This is a genomic window from uncultured Erythrobacter sp. (assembly GCF_947499705.1).
In the GTDB taxonomy this organism is placed as follows: Bacteria; Pseudomonadota; Alphaproteobacteria; order Sphingomonadales; family Sphingomonadaceae; genus Erythrobacter.
In genome coordinates this window covers 255261-274433 of sequence record NZ_CANMPJ010000002.1, presented here as the reverse complement: position 1 = coordinate 274433, position 19173 = coordinate 255261, and the positions used below count along the sequence as shown (strand labels likewise).

The following is a 19173-nucleotide window of genomic DNA, read 5'->3' as shown; positions in this document are numbered from 1 at the left end:
TGAGGAGCGAGGATGTCATGAAACCACAGTCGATCATAGCAGCGTGTGCGGCTCTGGGCTTGCTCGCAGCGTGTGACTCCCGGCCCGAAGGCGAAGACACTTCGCCGGAAGACACGACAGCCTCACCGAAGCCCGAAGAACCGGTTTCGATCCTGAGGCCTGATGTCGAGAAACCCGACCTGCCGCCTCCGCCATTGGAGCCGCTCAACGCGGTGATCGGATTTCCAGATGGCGGGACCAATCTTGATGCCGGCGCCGTGGCTGCGCTCGAGACAGTGCTGGCTTCGGAACAATTGAGCAGCGGCGCGCCGATTGTGCTGCGCGCACACAGCGATTCAGGTGGCACCGATGAAGCGAACGCCGATGCGTCGGAAGCGCGCGGTCTCGCCGTCGCTGGGTGGCTTATCGAGAAGGGCGTGGCTGAGGAACGCATCGATGTGATTGTGTTCGGAGAACAGAACCCGGTTGAGCCCAACGCGTTGCCCGATGGTTCGGCGAACGAAGCGGGGCGTGCAGCGAACCGCCGGGTCGAAGTGCTGATCGTGCCGCCCGCCGCTGCCAACGCAGAACCGGCTGCTTCGCAAGCCGATACCGAAGCGTCAGGCGCAGTCAGCGACTGATTGCAGCGCGCGTTCGGCCCATTCAGGGCGGCAGATCAGCAAGTCAGGTAAGTACGGGTCTTGCCGGTTGTAGACCATCGGCGATCCATCAATGCGCGAACAATGCAATCCGTGCGCAAGAGCCACCGCGACTGGCGCGCAGCTGTCCCATTCATACTGGCCGCCCGAATGCAGATAGATTTCCGCTTCGCCGCGTACGATCGCCATCGCCTTCGCTCCGGCTGAGCCCATCGGTACAAGATCACCGCCTATCAGTTCAGCGAACTCCACCGCTTCCTTGGCTGGGCGTGAACGGCTTACTACGAGCCGTGGTCGCGCGGGTGCATCGGGAAGCGGAGTAATCTGATCGGTCCGCAAGACAAGGCCGCCGTCCAAACCCGGCAGCGCAACCGCGCCGGTGGTTGCTACACCATCGATAGCTAGGCCGACATGCACCGCCCAGTCCGAACGTGCCTCGCCATATTCGCGCGTGCCATCAACCGGGTCGACGATCCATACGCGGCTTTGCGAACAGCGGGCGGTGTCGTCCTTTTCCTCTTCGGACAGCAAGCCATCCTCGGGCCGCGCTGCGCCGATAGCATGACAAAGGAACTCGTTGGCGGTCGCATCGCCCGCACTGCCGAGTGCCTTGCCTTCAAACACGCCGCTGCCCCGAACATCGAGCAGGATGCGTCCGGCGACCTCGGCAAGATGCGCGGCCAGTTCGGCGTCGGTCATATCGCTCGGCTTCATTTGAGCGGCATAATCTGCTGGACGATGTAATCCGCAGCTTCGGCAGGCGTCATCTCGACCGTGTTGACGCGGATCTCCGCCGTTTCCGGTTCTTCATACGGGCTGTCGATCCCGGTGAAGTTCTTTAGCTCACCGTCGCGTGCCTTCTTGTACAGGCCCTTCACATCGCGAGCTTCCGCGACTTCCAGCGGGGTGTCGACGAACACTTCGATAAACTCTCCTTCGCCCATCATCTCACGCACCATCCGTCGCTCGGCGCGGAAGGGTGAGATGAATGCGGTGAGGACAATCAGCCCGGCATCGGTCATCAGCTTCGCAACTTCACCGATACGACGGATATTCTCGATCCGGTCCGCTTCGGTAAAGCCGAGATCCTTGTTCAGCCCGTGGCGGACATTGTCGCCGTCGAGCAAGAAAGTGTGGCGGTTCATCAGGTTGAGACGTTTCTCGACCTCATTGGCGATGGTCGATTTGCCGGAACCGGAAAGGCCGGTGAACCACAGCACGCGCGGGGTCTGGTTCTTCAGGCCTGCGTGATCCTCACGCGAAACCGTGGTTGCCTGCCAGTGGACATTCTGCGCGCGGCGCAGGCTGAAATGGATCATCCCTGCTGCGACCGTCGCGTTGGTGAACTTGTCGATCAGGATGAATCCGCCGAGCTGGCGGCTGGTTGAGTAAGGTTCAAAAGTGATTGGCCGGTCGGTGCGCATCTCTGCGACGCCAATGCCGTTCAGCTCCAGCGTCTTGGCGGCCAAGTGCTCGAAACTGCCCATGCAGATTTCATATTTCGGCTCGGCAATTGTCGCCGTGACCATCTGCGATCCGAGCTTGAGCCAGTATCCACGTCCGGGCTTCAGCGCGGTCTCGTCCATCCAGACCAGCGAGGTTTCGAACTGGTCGGAGGCTTCGGGCGGATTGTCAGCCGCCGCGATCACGTCGCCCCGACTGCAATCGATTTCGTCTTCCAGCGTGATCGTGACCGATTGGCCGGCTACTGCCTCGTCCAGATCGCCGTCGAATGTCGCGATGGTCTTGACCGTGCTGGTTTTGCCCGCCGGGACCACGCGAACCTTGTCACCGGGCTTGATCGTACCCTGACTGATAAGGCCAGCAAAGCCGCGGAAGTCGAGATTGGGACGATTGACCCACTGCACGGGCATGCGGAAACTGCGTTCCTGAGCAGCGGTTTCTGCCAGCTCGACCGTCTCGAGGTGATGGATCAGTGAAGGGCCATCATACCAAGGCGTGTTCGCGGATGGAGCTTGGACAATATTGTCGCCCTTGAAGCCCGAAATCGGGATCGCGGTGAAATCTTCGATTCCGATCGTCTCGGCGAAGTCCCGGTAGTTGCTTACAATATCGTCGAAGGTGGCCTGATCGTAATCGACCAGATCCATCTTGTTCACCGCCAGCACCAAGTGCCGGATGCCGAGCATATGGGTGATGAAGGAGTGACGCTGCGTCTGTTCAAGCACGCCTTTGCGCGCATCGACGAGGATCACCGCGCAATCGGCGGTCGATGCGCCGGTCACCATGTTGCGAGTGTACTGCACGTGGCCGGGCGTATCTGCGACGATGAACTTGCGCTTTTCAGTCGTGAAAAAGCGATAGGCTACGTCGATGGTTATGCCCTGTTCTCGTTCCGCTGCGAGGCCATCGACAAGCAGGGCAAAGTCGATTTCGTCGCCCTGAGTACCGACCTTTTTGCTGTCGGTTTCGAGCGCGGCGAGCTGGTCCTCGAAGATCATCTTAGAATCGTAAAGCAGCCGTCCGATCAGCGTCGATTTGCCGTCATCCACGCTGCCGCAAGTGATGAAGCGCAGCAGGCTTTTGTGCTGATGCTGGTCCAGATAGGCGTCAATATCTTCGGCAATCAGCGCATCGGTCTGGAAGCTGGAATCCTGAGTATTCATCAGAAGTACCCCTCCTGCTTTTTGTCTTCCATCGAAGCGGACTGGCCTTTGTCGATCGCGCGGCCCTGTCGCTCAGACCCGGTCGCCAACAGCATTTCCTGAATGATCAAATTCATATCAGTCGCGTCGCTTTCAGTCGCGCCGGTCAGGGGGTAGCAGCCCAATGTTCGGAACCGCACCGAACGTTCGACCACTTCTTCGCCATCTTTAAACCGGAAGCGATCGTCATCGACCACCAGGATCAGCCCGTCCCGCGTCACAGTCGGGCGTTTCTCCGACATGTAGAGCGGCACGATGTCGATCTTCTCGAGCGCAATATATTGCCAGATGTCGAGCTCGGTCCAGTTCGAGATCGGGAAGACTCGGATGCTCTCATCCTTGTTCTTCTTGGCGTTGTAGAGGTTCCACAGCTCGGGGCGCTGGTTCTTTGGGTCCCAGCGGTGCGACGCGGTGCGAAAGCTGAAAACGCGCTCCTTCGCTCTCGCTTTTTCCTCGTCCCGTCGCCCGCCGCCGAACGCTGCGTCAAAACCGTGTTCAGTCAGCGCACGCTTTAGCGGATCGGTCAGTTGTGCCTGCGAATAAAGCGCGCTGCCGGTGTCGAACGGGTTGATCCCCTGTTCCTCGGCGTCCTCGTTCTGCGAAACGATCAGCTCCAGCCCGTATTCCTTCACCGTCTTGTCACGGTGATCGAGCAGCGCCTGAAAATCCCAACCGGATGCGACATGCAGCATCGGGAAGGGCGGCGGTGCAGGGTAAAACGCCTTGCGCGCGAGGTGCAGCATGACGGACGAATCCTTGCCGACCGAATACAGCATGACGGGCCTCTCAGCCTCGGCCACGACTTCGCGGAAGATATGGATACTTTCGGCTTCGAGCCGTTCGAGATGGGTGAGCGTGCGCATGAAAAGTCAGCTAGACGTGTTGCAGCGCAAAACAACCATAGAAATGGTTGCGCATCCCCAAGTTTGAGGCCCGGCATTGGTCGAAATGGGAATTCCTTGGAGCGGGTAGGGGGAATCGAACCCCCCTAGCCAGCTTGGAAGGCTGGAGCATTACCACTATGCTATACCCGCCCGCTCTGGAGCAGCGCCATTGCCATTGTTAGCGCCGCCGCGTCAATCTGGTTTTTGCCTCAAGCGCCGGCGTTCGCATCCGCTCACTTGGCTTTCCTCGCTCACGCGGCCTGAAGGCCGCATCGCTGCGGGCGCGCAGTCGCGCTTGCGGACCCTTGCGGGTCTGTGAACCTTTTCATCATTCACTTTTTTGCAACACATGCTCGTGATTGTGCGTTTGACCGGGCGCAGCGCCCGGCGCATATCAATCCAAGGTGATCGGGGAGTCTGATCGCCGCTTACATCAATCGAGGGAGTCTCGATCATGGCAGATAAGGCCAAAAGTCCCGCCAAGGCTGGCAAATCCAATGTGGCACCCAAGCAGACCAAAGCGTCTTTTGGAGTTTTCATCGGACGCTTCCAACCCCTTCACATCGGTCACGAACACGTCATCCGGCAAGCGCTGGAGCAAGTCGATCGGCTGATCGTTCTGGTCGGTTCCGCTAATGTCGCGCGTGACCCGCGCAATCCGTTCACATTCAAAGAGCGCGAGCACATGATCCGCTCTGCCTTCGCTTATGAGATGGCGAAAGAGCGGCTCATCGTCGAACCGCTCGACGATCACCTCTATTCCGACACCGCTTGGACCGCAGAAGTGCAGCGGCGGGTGCACGATATCGTTCTGGCTGAGGGCAACAATGGTTTCGCCGCCAACGGGCTTGATGATTTCGCGATCTCGCTCGCAGGGTTCGGCAAGGACAAGTCGTCCTTCTACCTCAAGCTGTTTCCGACCTGGGGCAATATCCAGATCGAAAGCCAGTTCGGCACTTTCAGCAGCTCTGACATTCGTGAGCGCTATTTCGCGCGGCTGTGCGATATTCCGGCGCAAGTGCTGTCCTCCGGGGTCATCGAACAGCTGGAAGAGTTCAAGCTAAGCGATGAGTTCAAGGCCCTGCTGGCCGAACGCGAATATCTCGACGCGTATCCAGAAGAATGGGGCGAAGGACCGTTCGTTACCGCCGATGCGGTGGTGATCCAGTCGGGTCATATCCTGTTGGTCGAGCGCGGACGGCTGCCGGGCAAAGGGCTGCTTGCGCTACCCGGAGGCTTCGTCAATCGCGACGAGCGCATTCGAGACGGGGCTGTTCGCGAGCTGCGCGAGGAAACCGGTATTTCGGACAACAAAGGCCAGATCCCGCCCGCAATGCTCGCGAGCTTTATCGAGGACAGCCGTACCCGCGTGTTCGATGCGCCGCAGCGCAGTTTGCGAGGCCGGATCATCACCCACGCCTTCCTGTTCCGCCTGCCAGAACGACGCAAATTGTTCGACGTGAAGGGCGGAGACGATGCCGCGCATGCGCGCTGGTATCGCCTTGGCGAGCTCGAACCGCAGATGCTGTTTGAAGACCACTGGTCGATCATCGAGCAGATGGCCGACCTCTAATTCCCAACGCTGCCGGGGAGCCCGGCGGCACATTCCCAAGCCATGTGAGGAGTTCACATCATGACCAATCTTATTCTCGCGACCGACAGCTACAAACAGAGCCACTTCCGCCAATACCCGCCCGAAGCGCGCGCGATCAGCGCCTATGGCGAAGCGCGACCCAATCCGTTTTCGGAAGAAGTGCTGTTCTTCGGCTTGCAGCCATTCCTGATCGACTATCTGAACAAACCGATCACACAGCGCGATATCGAGGAAGCCGCCGAGATTTGCGCCGCGCACGGCGTGCCGTTCAACCGCGAAGGTTGGCAGGCGGTGCTCGACGATCACGGCGGATACCTACCGCTGGAAATCAGCGCGCTGCCGGAAGGAACCATCGTACGGAGCGGAGTGCCACTGTTTCAGGCCGTCAACACCGATGACCGGATGCCTTGGCTCACCACTTTCATCGAGACAGCACTGCTGCGGAGCGTGTGGTATCCGACCACGGTAGCGACGCTCAGCTGGAAATGCGCGCAGATCATTGGCGCAGGGCTGGAGAAAAGCTCGGACGATCCGGAAGGCCAACTGCCGTTCAAGCTGCACGATTTCGGCGCACGCGGTGTCAGTTCTGGGGAGAGCGCAGCTATTGGCGGCATGGCGCACCTCGTCAACTTCGCCGGGACCGACACTCTCGAAGGGATAATGGCAGCGCGCCGATACTACGGGGCCGACATGCCGGGATTCTCGATTCCTGCGGCTGAACACTCGACCATGACAAGCTGGGGCAAGACCCGTGAGGAAGCGGCCTATGCAAACATGCTCGACGCATTCGAAGGTGAGGGCGCGCTCGTTGCCGTGGTGTCGGACAGCTACGATCTCGACAATGCGGTCGAGAATATCTGGGGCGGATCGCTTAAGGAGCATGTGCTCAGCCGCAAGGGCACTCTGGTCGTGCGGCCAGATAGCGGCGATCCCGTCGAGACCCCGGCCCGGACCTTGGCCAAGCTGTGGGATATCTTTGGTGGTACCACCAATGCCAAGGGATACCGCGTGCTCAATGATCGCGTTCGCGTGATTCAGGGAGACGGGATGAATGTCGATAGCATCGCCCGGCTGATCGACCGTGTGATCGCCGATGGCTTCGCGGTCGATAACATCGCGTTCGGCATGGGCGGCGGGCTGCTGCAATCGGTCACCCGCGACACTTTGCGCTTCGCGATGAAGGCCAACGCGATGCGCGATGGCGAGGGAGTGTGGCACGATGTGTCGAAGAACCCCGCGACCGATCCTGGTAAGGCTAGCAAGGCCGGGCGTCAGGCTGTGGTTGTCGAAGATGGGCGGTTGACTGCACGGCAGCTCGACAGCGTTGATGCGCCGCAGGATCAACTCCAGCCAGTATGGCGCAACGGAGAAATGCTGCGACGCTTCACTTTCGATGAGGTGCGTGAACGGGCGCGCCGCTAGTTCACCGCCATATTGTCGATCAGGCGGGTGCCTCCGATCCGGGCTGCAACGAGCAACCGGGCAGGGGCACCCGTCAGTGTGTCCAGCGACACCAGCGAACTCGCATCCGCGAGCTCGGCGTAGTCGACGCTCGCAAACCCTGCGTCGATCAGGGCACCTTTGAGCGCCTTAAGCGATTGCGCCACATTATCGCCGCCTTCGATCTGCGAAATTGCCTGCTTCATCGCCGCTGGGAGCCTCGCGGCTGCCGTCCGGTCCTTCTGCGACAAATACCGATTGCGGCTGCTCATCGCCAAGCCATCTGCCTCGCGGACAGTAGAGACCCCGATGATCGAGTGCACATGGGGCAAGACCAGATCGAGATCGCGCGCCATCGCTCTGATCACGGCCAGTTGTTGCCAATCCTTTTCACCGAAGAAAGCCATATCGGGTCGGACCTGATTGAACAGCTTGCACACGACCGTCGCCACCCCGTCAAAGTGTCCGGGCCTGTCCGCGCCGCAAAACCCGTCGCTGACGCCGCTGACCGAGATGTTGGTGACGAAGCCGCCCGGATACATCACATCAACCGTCGGAGCCCATAACAACGCGCATCCCTCGCTCTCGAGCATTGCGGAATCCTCCGCCAACTGGCGCGGATAGGCGTCGAGATCTTCGTTCGGGCCGAACTGCGTGGGATTGACGAAGATTGACGCGACCACATGATCGCACGCCTCGCGGGCGCGCCGGACCAATGTCAGATGCCCTTCGTGCAACGCGCCCATGGTAGGCACCAGACCGACGGTTTCGCCGCCTGCGCGCAATTTCGCTACCGATTCTCGTAATGCTTCGAGTGTGTTTGCTGTTTGCACCCGGGACACCCCTCCGATACGTGTTGACCATATGCTTAGCCCGCTGTCATGGCGCGGCCAAGTTTATGTGATCACTCCAGCCAAGAGGTTTCGTAGGCACCGTGACCGATGCCCATTCCGCAATGCCCAAGCCCGCGCATCGGATCGTGTTCGCCAATGAAAAGGGTGGCACGGGCAAATCGACGACGGCGGTGCACATCGCGGTGGCGCTGAGCTATCTCGGCGCGAAAGTCGTCGCGCTTGATCTCGATCCGCGGCAGCGCACGACGCACCGCTACATGGAGAACCGCGCGGCGACCCAGGAAAAGCGCGGTATCACGCTGCCGACGCCAGAATGCGAAGTGTTCAAAGGCCGCAGCGAGCAGGCGTTGATGCTGGCGATGGACCGGTTGGGGCAGGGCCAGGACTTCCTGATCATCGACAATCCTGGACGCGACGATCCATTTGCCCGTACTGCCGTCGAGAACGCCGACACGCTCGTTACGCCGATGAATGACAGCTTCGTCGATTTCGACCTGATCGGGCAAGTCGATGCCGAGACGTTCAAAGTCAAGAAGCTCTCGTTCTTCGCAGAATTGATCTGGGAAGCGCGGGTGAAGCGCAGCCGCGCTACGATTGAGCAGCGCCGCCCCGAAATGGACTGGGTGGTCGTCCGCAACCGCACTGGCCATGTCGAAGCGCGCAATCAGGCGAGGATCGAGAAGGCTCTTGCTGAGATGTCGAAGCGGGTCGGCTTTCGGGTCACTCACGGACTGTCCGAACGCGTGATCTATCGCGAACTATTCCCGTCGGGACTGACCTTGCTCGACAAGGGGCATCTCGGCGAGCTTGGTACCAGCCATCTGGTTGCGCGGCAGGAACTTCGGTCTTTGCTCAAGGCGCTGCATTTGCCCGAATTTTCTCGCGGCCAATCGCAAATGGCGCTAACCTGATCGCATGCTCAAAATTGCGATTATACTTGCCGTTGTCTGTTTGCTCTGGCGCTGGGCGCTTGGATCCTGGCCGTGGGAGGCGCTGCGCGGCAAGCCGACGCGCAGTCAGGCAATCTTCAAGGCGCGCAAGTTGCTTGGCGTTGAAGAAGGCGCCAATCACGAACAGATCAAGGCGGCCCACAAACGGCTGATCACCATGGTTCACCCGGATCGCGGCGGCAGTTCCTCGGCAGTCCATGAGGCCAATGCGGCACGCGATCTGTTGCTCGATGAATTACCGGATAAAGGGGCAGCTATCCGCGTCGACGCTGATGCTGAAGAACCTCCACGCGATCCACCGCGCGGCCCATCGCAGGATTGAAATATTTTGAGGCCGATCCTCAGCCGCGCTAGGACAAAGTGCATCAAGTAAACAATCACATCAGGACTTCCGCAGCCATGAAACACAATTTCGACCCGACCGTGCTGCGCGAATATGATATTCGCGGAATCATCGGAGAGACTTTGGGTCCTGACGATGCACGCGCGATCGGCCGCGGGTTCGGCTCGCTTTTGCGCGAGGCTGGAGGCGATACAGTCGCGGTTGGCTATGATGGGCGGGTCAGCTCACCCATGCTCGAACACGCATTGGTCGAGGGTCTGACTGCCAGCGGTTGCAATGTTGTGCGTATCGGCATGGGGGCGACCCCGATGCTGTATTACGCGGAGGCCTCATCCGAACAGGTGCACGGCGGCATTCAGATAACTGGCAGCCACAATCCCCCCAATTACAACGGCTTCAAAATGGTATTTCAGGGTCGGCCGTTCTTCGGGGCCGACATCCAGAAGCTCGGGGAAATCGGTGCTGCTGGGCAATGGCTCGATGGAGCCGGAAGTGTCTCCGAATGCGACATCCTGAGCGAGTATGTCGAGCGTATGCTCGAGGGGCTGGCTGGGATCGACGATGCGACGTTGAGTGATGTCAAGGTCGGTTGGGACGCTGGCAACGGGGCTGCCGGCCCCGCGCTCGAAGCGCTCGCCGCGAAGCTTCCCGGGGAGCATCATCTGCTCTTTACTGAAGTCGACGGACATTTTCCCAATCACCACCCTGATCCAACTGTTGAGGAGAATCTGGCTGATCTTCGCGCGCTCGTCGCGGAGAAGAACCTCGACTTCGGAGTGGCTTTTGACGGCGATGGCGACCGGATCGGTGCGATCGATGGCGAAGGCCGAGTGATCTGGGGCGATCAGCTGCTGATGATCTATGCCGAGGACCTGCTCAAAACTCACCAAAACGCGACGATTATTGCCGATGTGAAGGCCAGCCGCGCGCTGTTCGATCATGTCGCGGCGCATGGCGGGCAGCCGCTGATGTGGAAAACCGGGCACTCGCTAATTAAGTCCAAAATGAAGGAAACAGGCTCTCCGCTGGCGGGCGAGATGAGCGGACACGTGTTTTTCGCCGACACCTATTACGGGTTTGACGATGCGCTTTACGCCGGGTTGCGCCTGCTTGCCGCGTCCGCACGGTTGGGCAAATCGGTGACCGAGCTGAAATCGGCCATGCCGGATATGCTCAACACGCCTGAGATGCGGTTTCAGGTGGATGAGAGCCGCAAATTCCCTGCAATGGCAGAAATTTCCGAGCGGCTTACGACCAGCCCCGGCCCCGATGTCGAAGAGGTCAACGCAACCGATGGTGTGCGGGTGAACACCAAGGATGGCTGGTGGCTGCTGCGTGCATCCAACACCCAAGACGTGCTGGTAGCCCGCGCCGAAAGCGACAGCGAGGAAGGCCTCGAACGCCTGCTTGCTTCAATCGACGAGCAATTGGCGCTGTCAGGCTTGGAGCGCGGGGAAAGCGTGGGACACTGACGATCTGCAATTTTATTGGATTGTTCTTTACCGTCTTCGCGATAAGACACTGTCATGATTGTTGGAATTGATCTGGGGACGACCAACAGTGCGGTCGCGATCTGGCGTGATGGGGAAGCGCAACTGATTCCCAACGCGCTTGGCAAGGAATTGACGCCTTCTGCGGTGTCACTCGACAAGAGTGGGCAGAGCTGGGTTGGCGAAGCTGCGATGGACCGGATGGCCACGCATCCGCGCGACACGGCTACCAGCTTCAAACGGATGATGGGGACCGAGGCCGAGACGACGCTTGGCAAGACCACGCTTCGCGCTGAAGATCTCTCCGCGATGATTCTGCGATCCTTGGTCGATGATGTTGAGGCTCATACCGGAGAGCGCCCCAGCGAGGCGGTGATCACCGTTCCCGCCTATTTCAATGAAAAGCAGCGGCGGGCAACGCGGCGCGCGGGTGAGATTGCCGGGCTGGAAGTCAAGCGCCTGATCAATGAACCCACCGCTGCGGCGCTCGCATTCGGCCTGCATGACCGCGGTGACCGTCAACCATTCCTGGTCTTCGACCTTGGCGGGGGGACCTTCGACGTATCGATCGTCGAAATGTTCGCAGGGATCGTAGAAGTCCGCGCCTCGGCGGGCGACAACCGGCTTGGCGGCGACGATTTCGACAGCGTGATGGTGCAACTGGCCGAGCCGCTGCTGGGCGATCTTTCGGAGTTCGACAAGTTACCGACCGCACAGCGCGATGCGTTGATGCGGCTTGCAGCAGAGCGGACGCGCCGGGCATTGTCTTCCGCCGCAGCGGCCAACTTTACCGTCACGACCGGCGATATACAGGCCAATGCCACGGTCTCGACAGAGGCTTTCGAAGAAGCGGCGGCGGGGCTTGTCCGGCGCTTGCGCGATCCGGTGATCCGGGCCCTGCGCGATTGCCACATTGATGTGAAAACTCTTTCCGATATCGTCCTTGTCGGTGGAGCGACACGGATGCCGGTTGTGCGCAAGGCGCTGACCCGGATGTTTGGCCGATTTCCGAACAGTCAGGTTCATCCTGATCATGCGGTTGCCCTAGGTGCAGCGATCCAGGCGGGCCTCATTTCCGGGGGAGATGGGCTTGAGGAGATCCGCATCACCGATGTGGCGCCGTTTACCCTCGGCGTGGACACGGCCACGCAGGATCAGCATGGCCGCATGCATGACGGTATTTTCGCCCCGATCATCGAACGCAACACGCCTGTGCCAGTAAGCCGGATTGAAGTGTTCAACACGATTGCGGACAATCAGCGTGAAATCCGGTTTGGCATCTTTCAGGGCGAAGCACGCGATGTGACGAAGAACGTGAAGCTGGGCGAATTGAAAGCGCCGGTCCCGCCGCGCCCAGCCGGTGAAGTGCTGGCCGAAGTGCGGTTCACTTACGATACGAGCGGCCTGCTCGAAGTTGATCTCCATGTCCCTGCATCGGGATTGACCCGCAATCTTGTGATAGTCGACGACGATGACAAGCGCAGCCAGAAAGACATCACCAAGAGCCGGAAGATGCTCGAAAAGCTGAAAGTGCATCCGCGCGACGAGGCGGAGAATGTCGCCCTGCTGACGCGGGCGGAACGCGCTTATGAAGGCTTCATTGGTCCGCAGCGCGATTTCATTGGCCAGTGGCTGACAGAGTTCAAGGGCGCACTTGAAAAGCAGGATCCGCGCCTGATTTCGGAGGCCCGCGATGCGTTGGTCAAGGTGCTCGATGAGCTGGAAGGCAATTCCCCGCTATGAGCCGCTTTCCGTGGAAAGCACTGGGCATCGACGAAACGCGTGACGAAGGTGCAATCCGAAAGGCCTATGCCGATGCGCTGCGAAAGCTTGATCTCGACAAGGATGTAGATGGCTATGCGCAATTGCGCCGCGCGCGCGACGAGGCGCTTTGGCTGGCGTCGCAGGACGAAGCAGACGACGGTGATTATGGTCTCGGGTCGCTCGATGATGATCTTCCCGACCTTGATGCTTCGAACATTCGTTTTGGTGCCGGCGATCCAGTAAGTTCAGAGTCACTCGACTGGAGCGAAGTCACGGTTGAGTCTGCGGGATCGGGCAGTTTCGAAGATGGCGCTCTAGACCATGCACACGTGCCCGAGGAGGAACTCACCGAAACCCAAAAGCGTGCTCGTACCGCTTGGGAAGGGCTGTGGGACATCCTCTTTCCAGACGGTGAATACAGCGATGATGCCATCACGCTGGAGCAGCTCGACGATGGCAATGCTTCTCTAAAGACCCTGATCGAGCATGCCGATCAGTGCGAGATTTCAGAACACGACGCGCTAGATCATGGGCTCGCCCAATTGTTCGCGGAAACCTGGCCGCGATCCGCTCCGTTTGTCGAGCTTGCAGCGGCTTCATTTCATTGGCTCGATGAATCAGGCCAGATCGAAGAGCGCCCCGCGCTCATGTTCCTTAACCAGCGACTGCAGGGAATGCAGTTCCACGAAGAAGTCCAGCAGGAGGATCACCCGCTCAACAAAGCGTGGGTCGAACTGAGCAGACCGGGCAGCGTGACGTTCCTCGGTCGGCTCAAGGTAAAGCGCGACGAGATCGACAGGTTGCTGGTCGGAATTCGCGAGAGCTATCCCGAGATAGAGACCTTTCTCGATGGTGAGCGGGTGGCATCCTGGGAACGGGCACCCCATTCAGCCGGTCCAACGATCGTGCAATGGTTTGTTGTCATTCTGGTTGTGGTTCAGGCGCTCAGGTTCTTTGCTGGAATGGACAGCACCCCCGACTTTGACGCACCTCTGGTGTCAGCGCCTGCGCAGGTGCCAGCACCACCGGATTTGACCGAGGTGGAGATCAACGAGAGGTTGTCGGCGCTGTTTGGAGAGGGCACCACGATGCGGACTGTCAGTTCGATCGACCCGGTCTTTGCCGATCAGCTGCGCAATATCATCGACATGGAACGCTATGACTTGAGGACGATCGAGGGGTTCGTTCGCCGCCGCGCAGTCGAATCCGGTGCCATCGCCGAATTCGATGAACTGGTGGCCCTTGGCGAACTCAAGAGAATGTGGATGACCGTTGCTGCCTCGCAATCGGCGGATATGTGCAGGAATGTGATGGCAGCGGACTTTGAAAGCGTCCCTTTGGAACTGGGCGATGCGCAGCGCATGCGCGAAAGACAGCTGCTCCGGAAGATGCTTGACGCAGGCATCCTGAGTCATCTGGGCCGACCCGAAGCCAGCTCCTTCAGCGTGCCTGGCTGGGCGGTGGAAGAGACGATGAATCGGAGCAGGCTTTCGCAATCGCAGGTAAGCCGCGCGCTCAGCGATCCCAATGACAGCCTGCGTTGTCAGGTCGAACGCACGCTGTTGGGCATTGTGCTCGAACAGCCGGGCCGCATTTCCCCCGAACTGCTCCGCGCGCTTTAGTCGAGGACTGGAACGCAGCGGGCGCGTAGGGCATTAGAGTCACAAGACATACGGGAGCATTCCAATGATCAAGCGCGCCATTTTCGCAACCACCGCCAGCCTCGCACTCCTCGCCGCAGCGCCGCTCGCGGCGCAGGACGAGAGCGCTTCAGCGGAATCCGAAGAGCTTGCGAACATGTTCGGCAATATGTTCGGCAATGCCGAGCCGCTATCGCCTGAGCAGGAAGCGCGAATGCCGGCGGCGCAGCAGGTCGTGGAAAAGATCTTCCCGGCGGGCACCTATGCCAAGATGATGAACGATACGATGAAGCCGATGATGGACGGCATGATGGGATCGTTCATGGATTTGCCGATCAATGAGATCGCCAAGCTGACCGGGCTCTACACCGATGACATGCCGGAACTGGGCGAAGGCTCCGTGAATGAGATCATGGCGATCCTTGATCCTGCTTTTGAGGACCGCACCAAGCTGATCAGCGATGTAACGATCCAGTTGGTCACCGACACGATGACGCAGATCGAGCCGGGCTACCGAGCCGGTCTAGCGCGGGCTTATGCGGTGCGCTTTGAAGCATCGGAATTGGCCGACCTCAACGCCTATTTTACAACGCCAACCGGCGCGAAATATGCCGGGGAGTCGATGCTGATCTACACTGATCCGCAGGTCATGAGCGCAATGAATGAGATGATGCCCGCAATGATGGGCATGATGCCGGAGATGATGGAGCAGATCGCTGCGGCGAGCGAACAATTTCCGCCCGCCCGCACATTTTCGGATTTGAGTGACGAAGAGAAGGCAAAGCTCGCGGAGCTGCTTGGCACGACCGAAGACGCTCTGGCGGAGAAGGAACCCTCGAATGTTGAGGGTGAGGACGACGTGGCCGTCGATGCCACCTGTGCTCAGACTTGAACCGGGGGTGAGAAAATGAAGACCCAAATGTTTCGATCGATGGCGACCACCTGCCTAGCCATAGCGTTGCCACTAGCAGCGCAGGCGCAAGATGCCGTCGCCGAAGAAGAGTCCGTCAATATTGAGGCCGATGGTGACGTTGCCGAAGAGGACCCCACCTTTGTCTTCAAGACTGAAGAAGAGGAGGAGCTTGAATCTTTCGAGCGCGAAATGACCGAGGCTTTCGCCATCTTCAGCGAGATATTCAAAACTGAGCCGCTCACCCCTGAACAAGAGGCGCTGCTGCCACTGGCGCAGCAAGTAAGCGACAAGATCGTTCCCGAAGGCTCAATGGGCACCGCGATGGATCAGATGATGGAGCCGATGATGGAGCTCATCGCAGCCGAAGCAAGCGGTGATACTCACACGCGCCTGGCTGAAGTCAGCGGCGTTGAGCTGGACGAACTCTACCTGCTGGATGAAACGGCGACCGAAGCAGCACTGGCTGCATTCGACCCGAATTTCGACGAACGCAACAAGGCGCTTAGCGGAGTGATCGGCTCAATGGTCACTCAGATGTTCGAAGCGATGGAGCCGTCTTATCGCGAAGCGCTTTCGCGGGCGCTGACGCTGCGGTTTGACGAAGCTGAAATGAACGAGCTGCTTGGCTTCTTCGCGACGCCGATTGGAGCGAAGTTCGCCAAGGAGAGCTTTCTTGTCCACTACGATCCGCAGATGATGGCTGTGATGGAGCAGATGGGACCGGCGATGGTCGAAATCCTGCCGGGGATGATGGAGGAATTCGAAAAGATCGAATCCGATATCGGCAATACCCGCACCTTCAGCGAATTGAGCGAAGCCGAGCGGGCAGAGGTAGCGCGATTGCTTGAAAAGCCGGTGAGCGAACTGGATGCACTCGTGCCGCAGACGGACGTTGAAGTGCTCGAGGAGAGCGACGAAGAAGGCGTGGTCTGACGGTGCTATGAGCGGGGCAAGCGCGCCCGAAATCCCTCCCGAAATCGCCGATTGGTTCGACGCGCGAGGCTGGCGCGTGCGGCGGCACCAAGCCGACATGTTGGCAAAGGCTCGCGAAGGCCGCCACGCGCTGCTCGTTGCAGACACCGGAGCGGGCAAAACGCTCGCCGGATTTCTGGCCACTCTGTGCGATTTTACACCTTCCTCCGGGGAACTGCCGCCAGACGACCTGCACACGCTCTATGTCTCGCCGCTCAAGGCGCTTGCGCATGATGTGAAACGCAACCTGCTGACGCCGATCGAGGAGATCGGACTGCCGATCACGGTTGAGACCCGCAGCGGCGATACGTCGCCCGATCGTAAGAAACGCCAGCGCACCAAACCGCCGCATGTGATGCTGACGACGCCTGAGAGCTTGTCGCTGCTGTTGTCGTATCCGGAAAGTTTGGAGTTGTTTCGCGGTCTCAAGCGGATCGTGATCGATGAGGTGCATGCTTTCGCCACCGGAAAGCGCGGAGACTTGTTGGCGCTAGCACTCGCCCGGCTGAACACTATCGCACCCGACGCGCAGCGGGTGGCGCTCTCAGCGACGCTCGCCAATCCGCTCAGCTTTCAGGAATGGCTCGCGCCACAACCGGTGGACGTGACAGGCGAAATCCATGCAGCCGATCTGGTGCTGGGCGAGACGGGTGCCGAACCCGAGGTCGAAATCCTGCTGCCGATCGAAGAGCGCGTGCCGTGGGGCGGGCATGCGGGGCGTTGGGCGGTCGATCAGCTTTACGAGGCGATCAAGGCTAATCGCACCACCCTAGTCTTCACCAACACGCGCTTTCTGGCCGAGTTCATCTTCCAGTGCCTGTGGGATGTGAACGAGGATAACCTACCCATCGGTGTGCATCACGGCAGCCTGTCGAAGGAAGCGCGGCGCAAGGTCGAGGACGCTATGGCGGCGGGCGAATTGCGCGGCCTGGTGTGTACCGCCAGCCTCGATCTCGGCGTCGACTGGGGCGATATCGACCTCGTCGTTCAGATGGGGGCGCCCAAAGGCAGCTCTCGCCTGCTCCAGCGGATCGGGCGTGCAGGACACCGGCTCGATACGCCCAGCCGGGCGGTGCTGGTGCCCGGGAATCGGTTCGAATTCCTCGAGGCTATGGCGGCCAAAGACGCAGTGGACGAAGGCCAGCGCGACGGTGAGGAATTCCGCGCGGGCGGGCTTGATGTGCTGGCGCAGCACGTGATGGCGTGCGCCTGCGCCGCGCCGTTCCATGAGGATTATCTGCTCGCCGAAATCCGCTCGTCTCTGGCCTATGCATGGGTGGATGACGAGGTATTCCAGCGCGTCCTCTCCTTTGTCGAGAATGGCGGATACGCCCTGCGCGCCTATGACAAATTCAAGCGGATTGTGCGCAGCAAGGATGGCGTATGGCGGCTCGCGCATCCGCAGCAGGCGCAGCGCCACCGGATGAATGCCGGGATCATCGTCGATAGCGAGATGCTGACGGTGCGGTTCAAGAATGGACGGCAGCTGGGCAAGGTCGAAGAGCGGTTCGCCGCACAGCTATCGGCTGGTGACACGTTCTTCTTTGCCGGGATGAGCCTGGAGGTCGAAAGCGTGAAGGACATGGATGTGATCGTACGCGCTGCAAAAACGAGCGCCACAATCCCGTCCTATGGCGGCCTGCGCCTGCCGCTCACCACGCATCTGGCAAGCCGGGTGCAGGACATGCTCGATGATCGCGCGGGCTGGGGGCGTTTCCCGGACGATGTGCGCGAATGGCTTGAAGTGCAGGATTGTCGCAGCCGCCTGCCCAAGCCGGGTGAATTGCTGGTCGAGAGCTTCCCGCATGGCGGCAAGCACTACACGGCGTATTACACCTTCGAAGGATGGAACGCGAACCAGAGCCTCGGCATGCTGATCACACGGCGAATGGAAGATCGCGGGTTGCTGCCCGGCGGCTTCGTGGCGAATGACTACACTCTGGCTGTGTGGGGACTTAAGCCGGTGGCCGATCCCGCGCCGCTGCTCTCACCCGACATCCTGACACATGAATTTACCGATTGGGTGACGGAGTCGCACTTGCTGCGCCGCGCCTTTCGCGAAGTCGCGGTGATCAGCGGGCTGGTCGAACGCCAGCATCCCGGTAAGCGGAAGACTGGCAAGCAGGTCACTTTCTCGACCGACTTGATCTATGATGTGCTGAAGAAATACGAGCCGGATCATGTACTGCTGGAGGCCGCATGGGCCGATGCGCGGGCCCGGATGACGGACGTGGGACGATTGGCAGATTTGCTCGAACGTTCGCAGCGCGAATTGGTGCATGTCGAGCTTGAGCGGGTCTCGCCGCTGGCGGTGCCGGTGATGACGATGATCGGCCGCGAAGCCGTGCCGCAGGGTGCCGTCGATGACGAGCTGCTGCTGGAGGCTGAGACTTTGGTAGGCGAGGCTATGCGGATCGATCCTCCGTTGGAGGGGGACTAACGCGCTCCGTGCACCAAGAATCGAGGTTCGCACTCGCCCACACCAAGCGGTGCAGGGTAAGGCGTTACCGGCGTTGCATTTGGGTCGATCCAGATAACATGCGTCATCGCCAGTATCCCATTTGCGCCCCGACTGGACCATCGTCCGTTCCCAAAGCTGCAGTATTTCTCCATTCCAGCGATTCGAAAATGCGCTCCACTCTGCGTCAGGATTAGAAGGATCCGAGCGCTCAGGTCATAACTAGCGTCGGCTTCTGGCTCGAAGTCCACAACAGCTTTTCCGTCCATATCGGAAACTGCATCCAACAAGGTAACCAATTGACCAGCGCTGATGGGCTCTCCGTTCCAACGCATAGTGTCATCTTCTGCGAACGTCAGTTGATTGACGGTTGGAGCAAGCTCAGATTCCGTTTGAGCCTTCGAAACGATAAGCGGGTGCTGTGTTTCGCCGTCCCAGAGATCGACCATGAAAGCATGCGGGATAGGCTTGAACAGAATTACCCCGATCGCGCAGAGACAAACGGCGAGCAGAGCCATCGGCCGTGTATCGATTGTGCTGATCGGCGCTCCATGCTCGAACCGCTTG

The 19173-nt window shown here is 59.8% G+C and carries 16 protein-coding genes and 1 tRNA gene; 11 read left to right on the top strand and 6 right to left on the bottom strand.

Annotated features, from left to right (window positions below; genetic code table 11):
• Positions 1-17 precede the first annotated feature (17 nt).
• Positions 18-620, top strand: a complete 603-nt coding sequence (locus Q0837_RS14140) for an OmpA family protein (RefSeq protein WP_298470427.1) — start codon at positions 18-20, stop codon at positions 618-620.
• Here the strand turns inward: Q0837_RS14140 and Q0837_RS14135 are convergent.
• From Q0837_RS14135 to Q0837_RS14120, 4 genes are all read right to left on the bottom strand, one after another.
• On the bottom strand, positions 600-1337 hold the full coding sequence (locus Q0837_RS14135) for a 3'(2'),5'-bisphosphate nucleotidase CysQ (RefSeq protein WP_298470425.1): 738 nt from the start codon (positions 1335-1337) through the stop codon (positions 600-602). The two genes, Q0837_RS14140 and Q0837_RS14135, sit on opposite strands and share 21 nt — an antisense overlap.
• Positions 1338-1348: 11 nt before the next feature.
• Positions 1349-3265 (bottom strand): sulfate adenylyltransferase subunit CysN, encoded by a 1917-nt coding sequence (cysN, locus tag Q0837_RS14130; protein WP_298470423.1) that lies wholly within the window; start codon positions 3263-3265, stop codon positions 1349-1351.
• Complete coding sequence (cysD, locus tag Q0837_RS14125) at positions 3265-4167, bottom strand: sulfate adenylyltransferase subunit CysD (RefSeq protein WP_298470422.1); 903 nt, start codon at positions 4165-4167, stop codon at positions 3265-3267. The genes cysN and cysD overlap by 1 nt, the downstream gene beginning before the upstream one ends.
• Before the next feature lie 97 nt (positions 4168-4264).
• Positions 4265-4338 (bottom strand) — tRNA-Gly (locus tag Q0837_RS14120).
• 304 nt (positions 4339-4642) lie between these two features.
• On the opposite strand from Q0837_RS14120, the gene Q0837_RS14115 reads away from it, so the two are divergent.
• Positions 4643-5761, top strand: coding sequence for a bifunctional nicotinamide-nucleotide adenylyltransferase/Nudix hydroxylase (locus Q0837_RS14115; RefSeq protein ID WP_298470420.1), 1119 nt, complete (start codon positions 4643-4645; stop codon positions 5759-5761).
• A 60-nt stretch (positions 5762-5821) separates the two neighbouring features.
• Positions 5822-7204 (top strand): nicotinate phosphoribosyltransferase, encoded by a 1383-nt coding sequence (locus Q0837_RS14110; protein ID WP_298470418.1) that lies wholly within the window; start codon positions 5822-5824, stop codon positions 7202-7204.
• Here the strand turns inward: Q0837_RS14110 and panC are convergent.
• The gene (panC, locus tag Q0837_RS14105) at positions 7201-8055 is read right to left on the bottom strand and encodes a pantoate--beta-alanine ligase (RefSeq protein ID WP_298470417.1); all 855 of its coding nucleotides are present in this window, start codon (positions 8053-8055) and stop codon (positions 7201-7203) included. The two genes, Q0837_RS14110 and panC, sit on opposite strands and share 4 nt — an antisense overlap.
• Before the next feature lie 122 nt (positions 8056-8177).
• On the opposite strand from panC, the gene Q0837_RS14100 reads away from it, so the two are divergent.
• From Q0837_RS14100 to Q0837_RS14065, 8 genes are all read left to right on the top strand, one after another.
• Entirely contained in the window at positions 8178-8987 is an 810-nt protein-coding gene (locus Q0837_RS14100) for a division plane positioning ATPase MipZ (protein ID WP_298471764.1), read from the top strand.
• 4 nt (positions 8988-8991) lie between these two features.
• Positions 8992-9348, top strand: a complete 357-nt coding sequence (locus tag Q0837_RS14095; RefSeq protein ID WP_298470414.1) for a J domain-containing protein — start codon at positions 8992-8994, stop codon at positions 9346-9348.
• A gap of 77 nt (positions 9349-9425) precedes the next feature.
• A complete protein-coding gene (gene pgmG, locus Q0837_RS14090; RefSeq protein WP_298470413.1) occupies positions 9426-10841 on the top strand; it encodes a phosphoglucomutase/phosphomannomutase PgmG in 1416 nt (471 codons plus the stop codon).
• Positions 10842-10895: 54 nt separating this feature from the next.
• On the top strand, positions 10896-12602 hold the full coding sequence (locus Q0837_RS14085; protein ID WP_298470411.1) for an Hsp70 family protein: 1707 nt from the start codon (positions 10896-10898) through the stop codon (positions 12600-12602).
• Complete coding sequence (locus Q0837_RS14080) at positions 12599-14245, top strand: hypothetical protein (protein WP_298470410.1); 1647 nt, start codon at positions 12599-12601, stop codon at positions 14243-14245. Before Q0837_RS14085 ends, Q0837_RS14080 begins: the two co-directional genes overlap by 4 nt.
• Positions 14246-14309: 64 nt before the next feature.
• Positions 14310-15155 carry a DUF2059 domain-containing protein gene (locus tag Q0837_RS14075; RefSeq protein ID WP_298470409.1) on the top strand — a complete coding sequence of 282 codons (846 nt, stop codon included), beginning with the start codon at positions 14310-14312 and terminating at the stop codon, positions 15153-15155.
• Between the two features lie 15 nt (positions 15156-15170).
• Positions 15171-16109, top strand: a complete 939-nt coding sequence (locus Q0837_RS14070; RefSeq protein ID WP_298470407.1) for a DUF2059 domain-containing protein — start codon at positions 15171-15173, stop codon at positions 16107-16109.
• Between the two features lie 7 nt (positions 16110-16116).
• Positions 16117-18588 (top strand): ligase-associated DNA damage response DEXH box helicase, encoded by a 2472-nt coding sequence (locus Q0837_RS14065; protein WP_298470405.1) that lies wholly within the window; start codon positions 16117-16119, stop codon positions 18586-18588.
• On the opposite strand, the gene Q0837_RS14060 is transcribed toward Q0837_RS14065, so the two are convergent.
• A complete protein-coding gene (locus tag Q0837_RS14060; RefSeq protein WP_298470403.1) occupies positions 18585-19124 on the bottom strand; it encodes a hypothetical protein in 540 nt (179 codons plus the stop codon). The genes Q0837_RS14065 and Q0837_RS14060 overlap by 4 nt on opposite strands.
• Positions 19125-19173 lie beyond the last annotated feature (49 nt).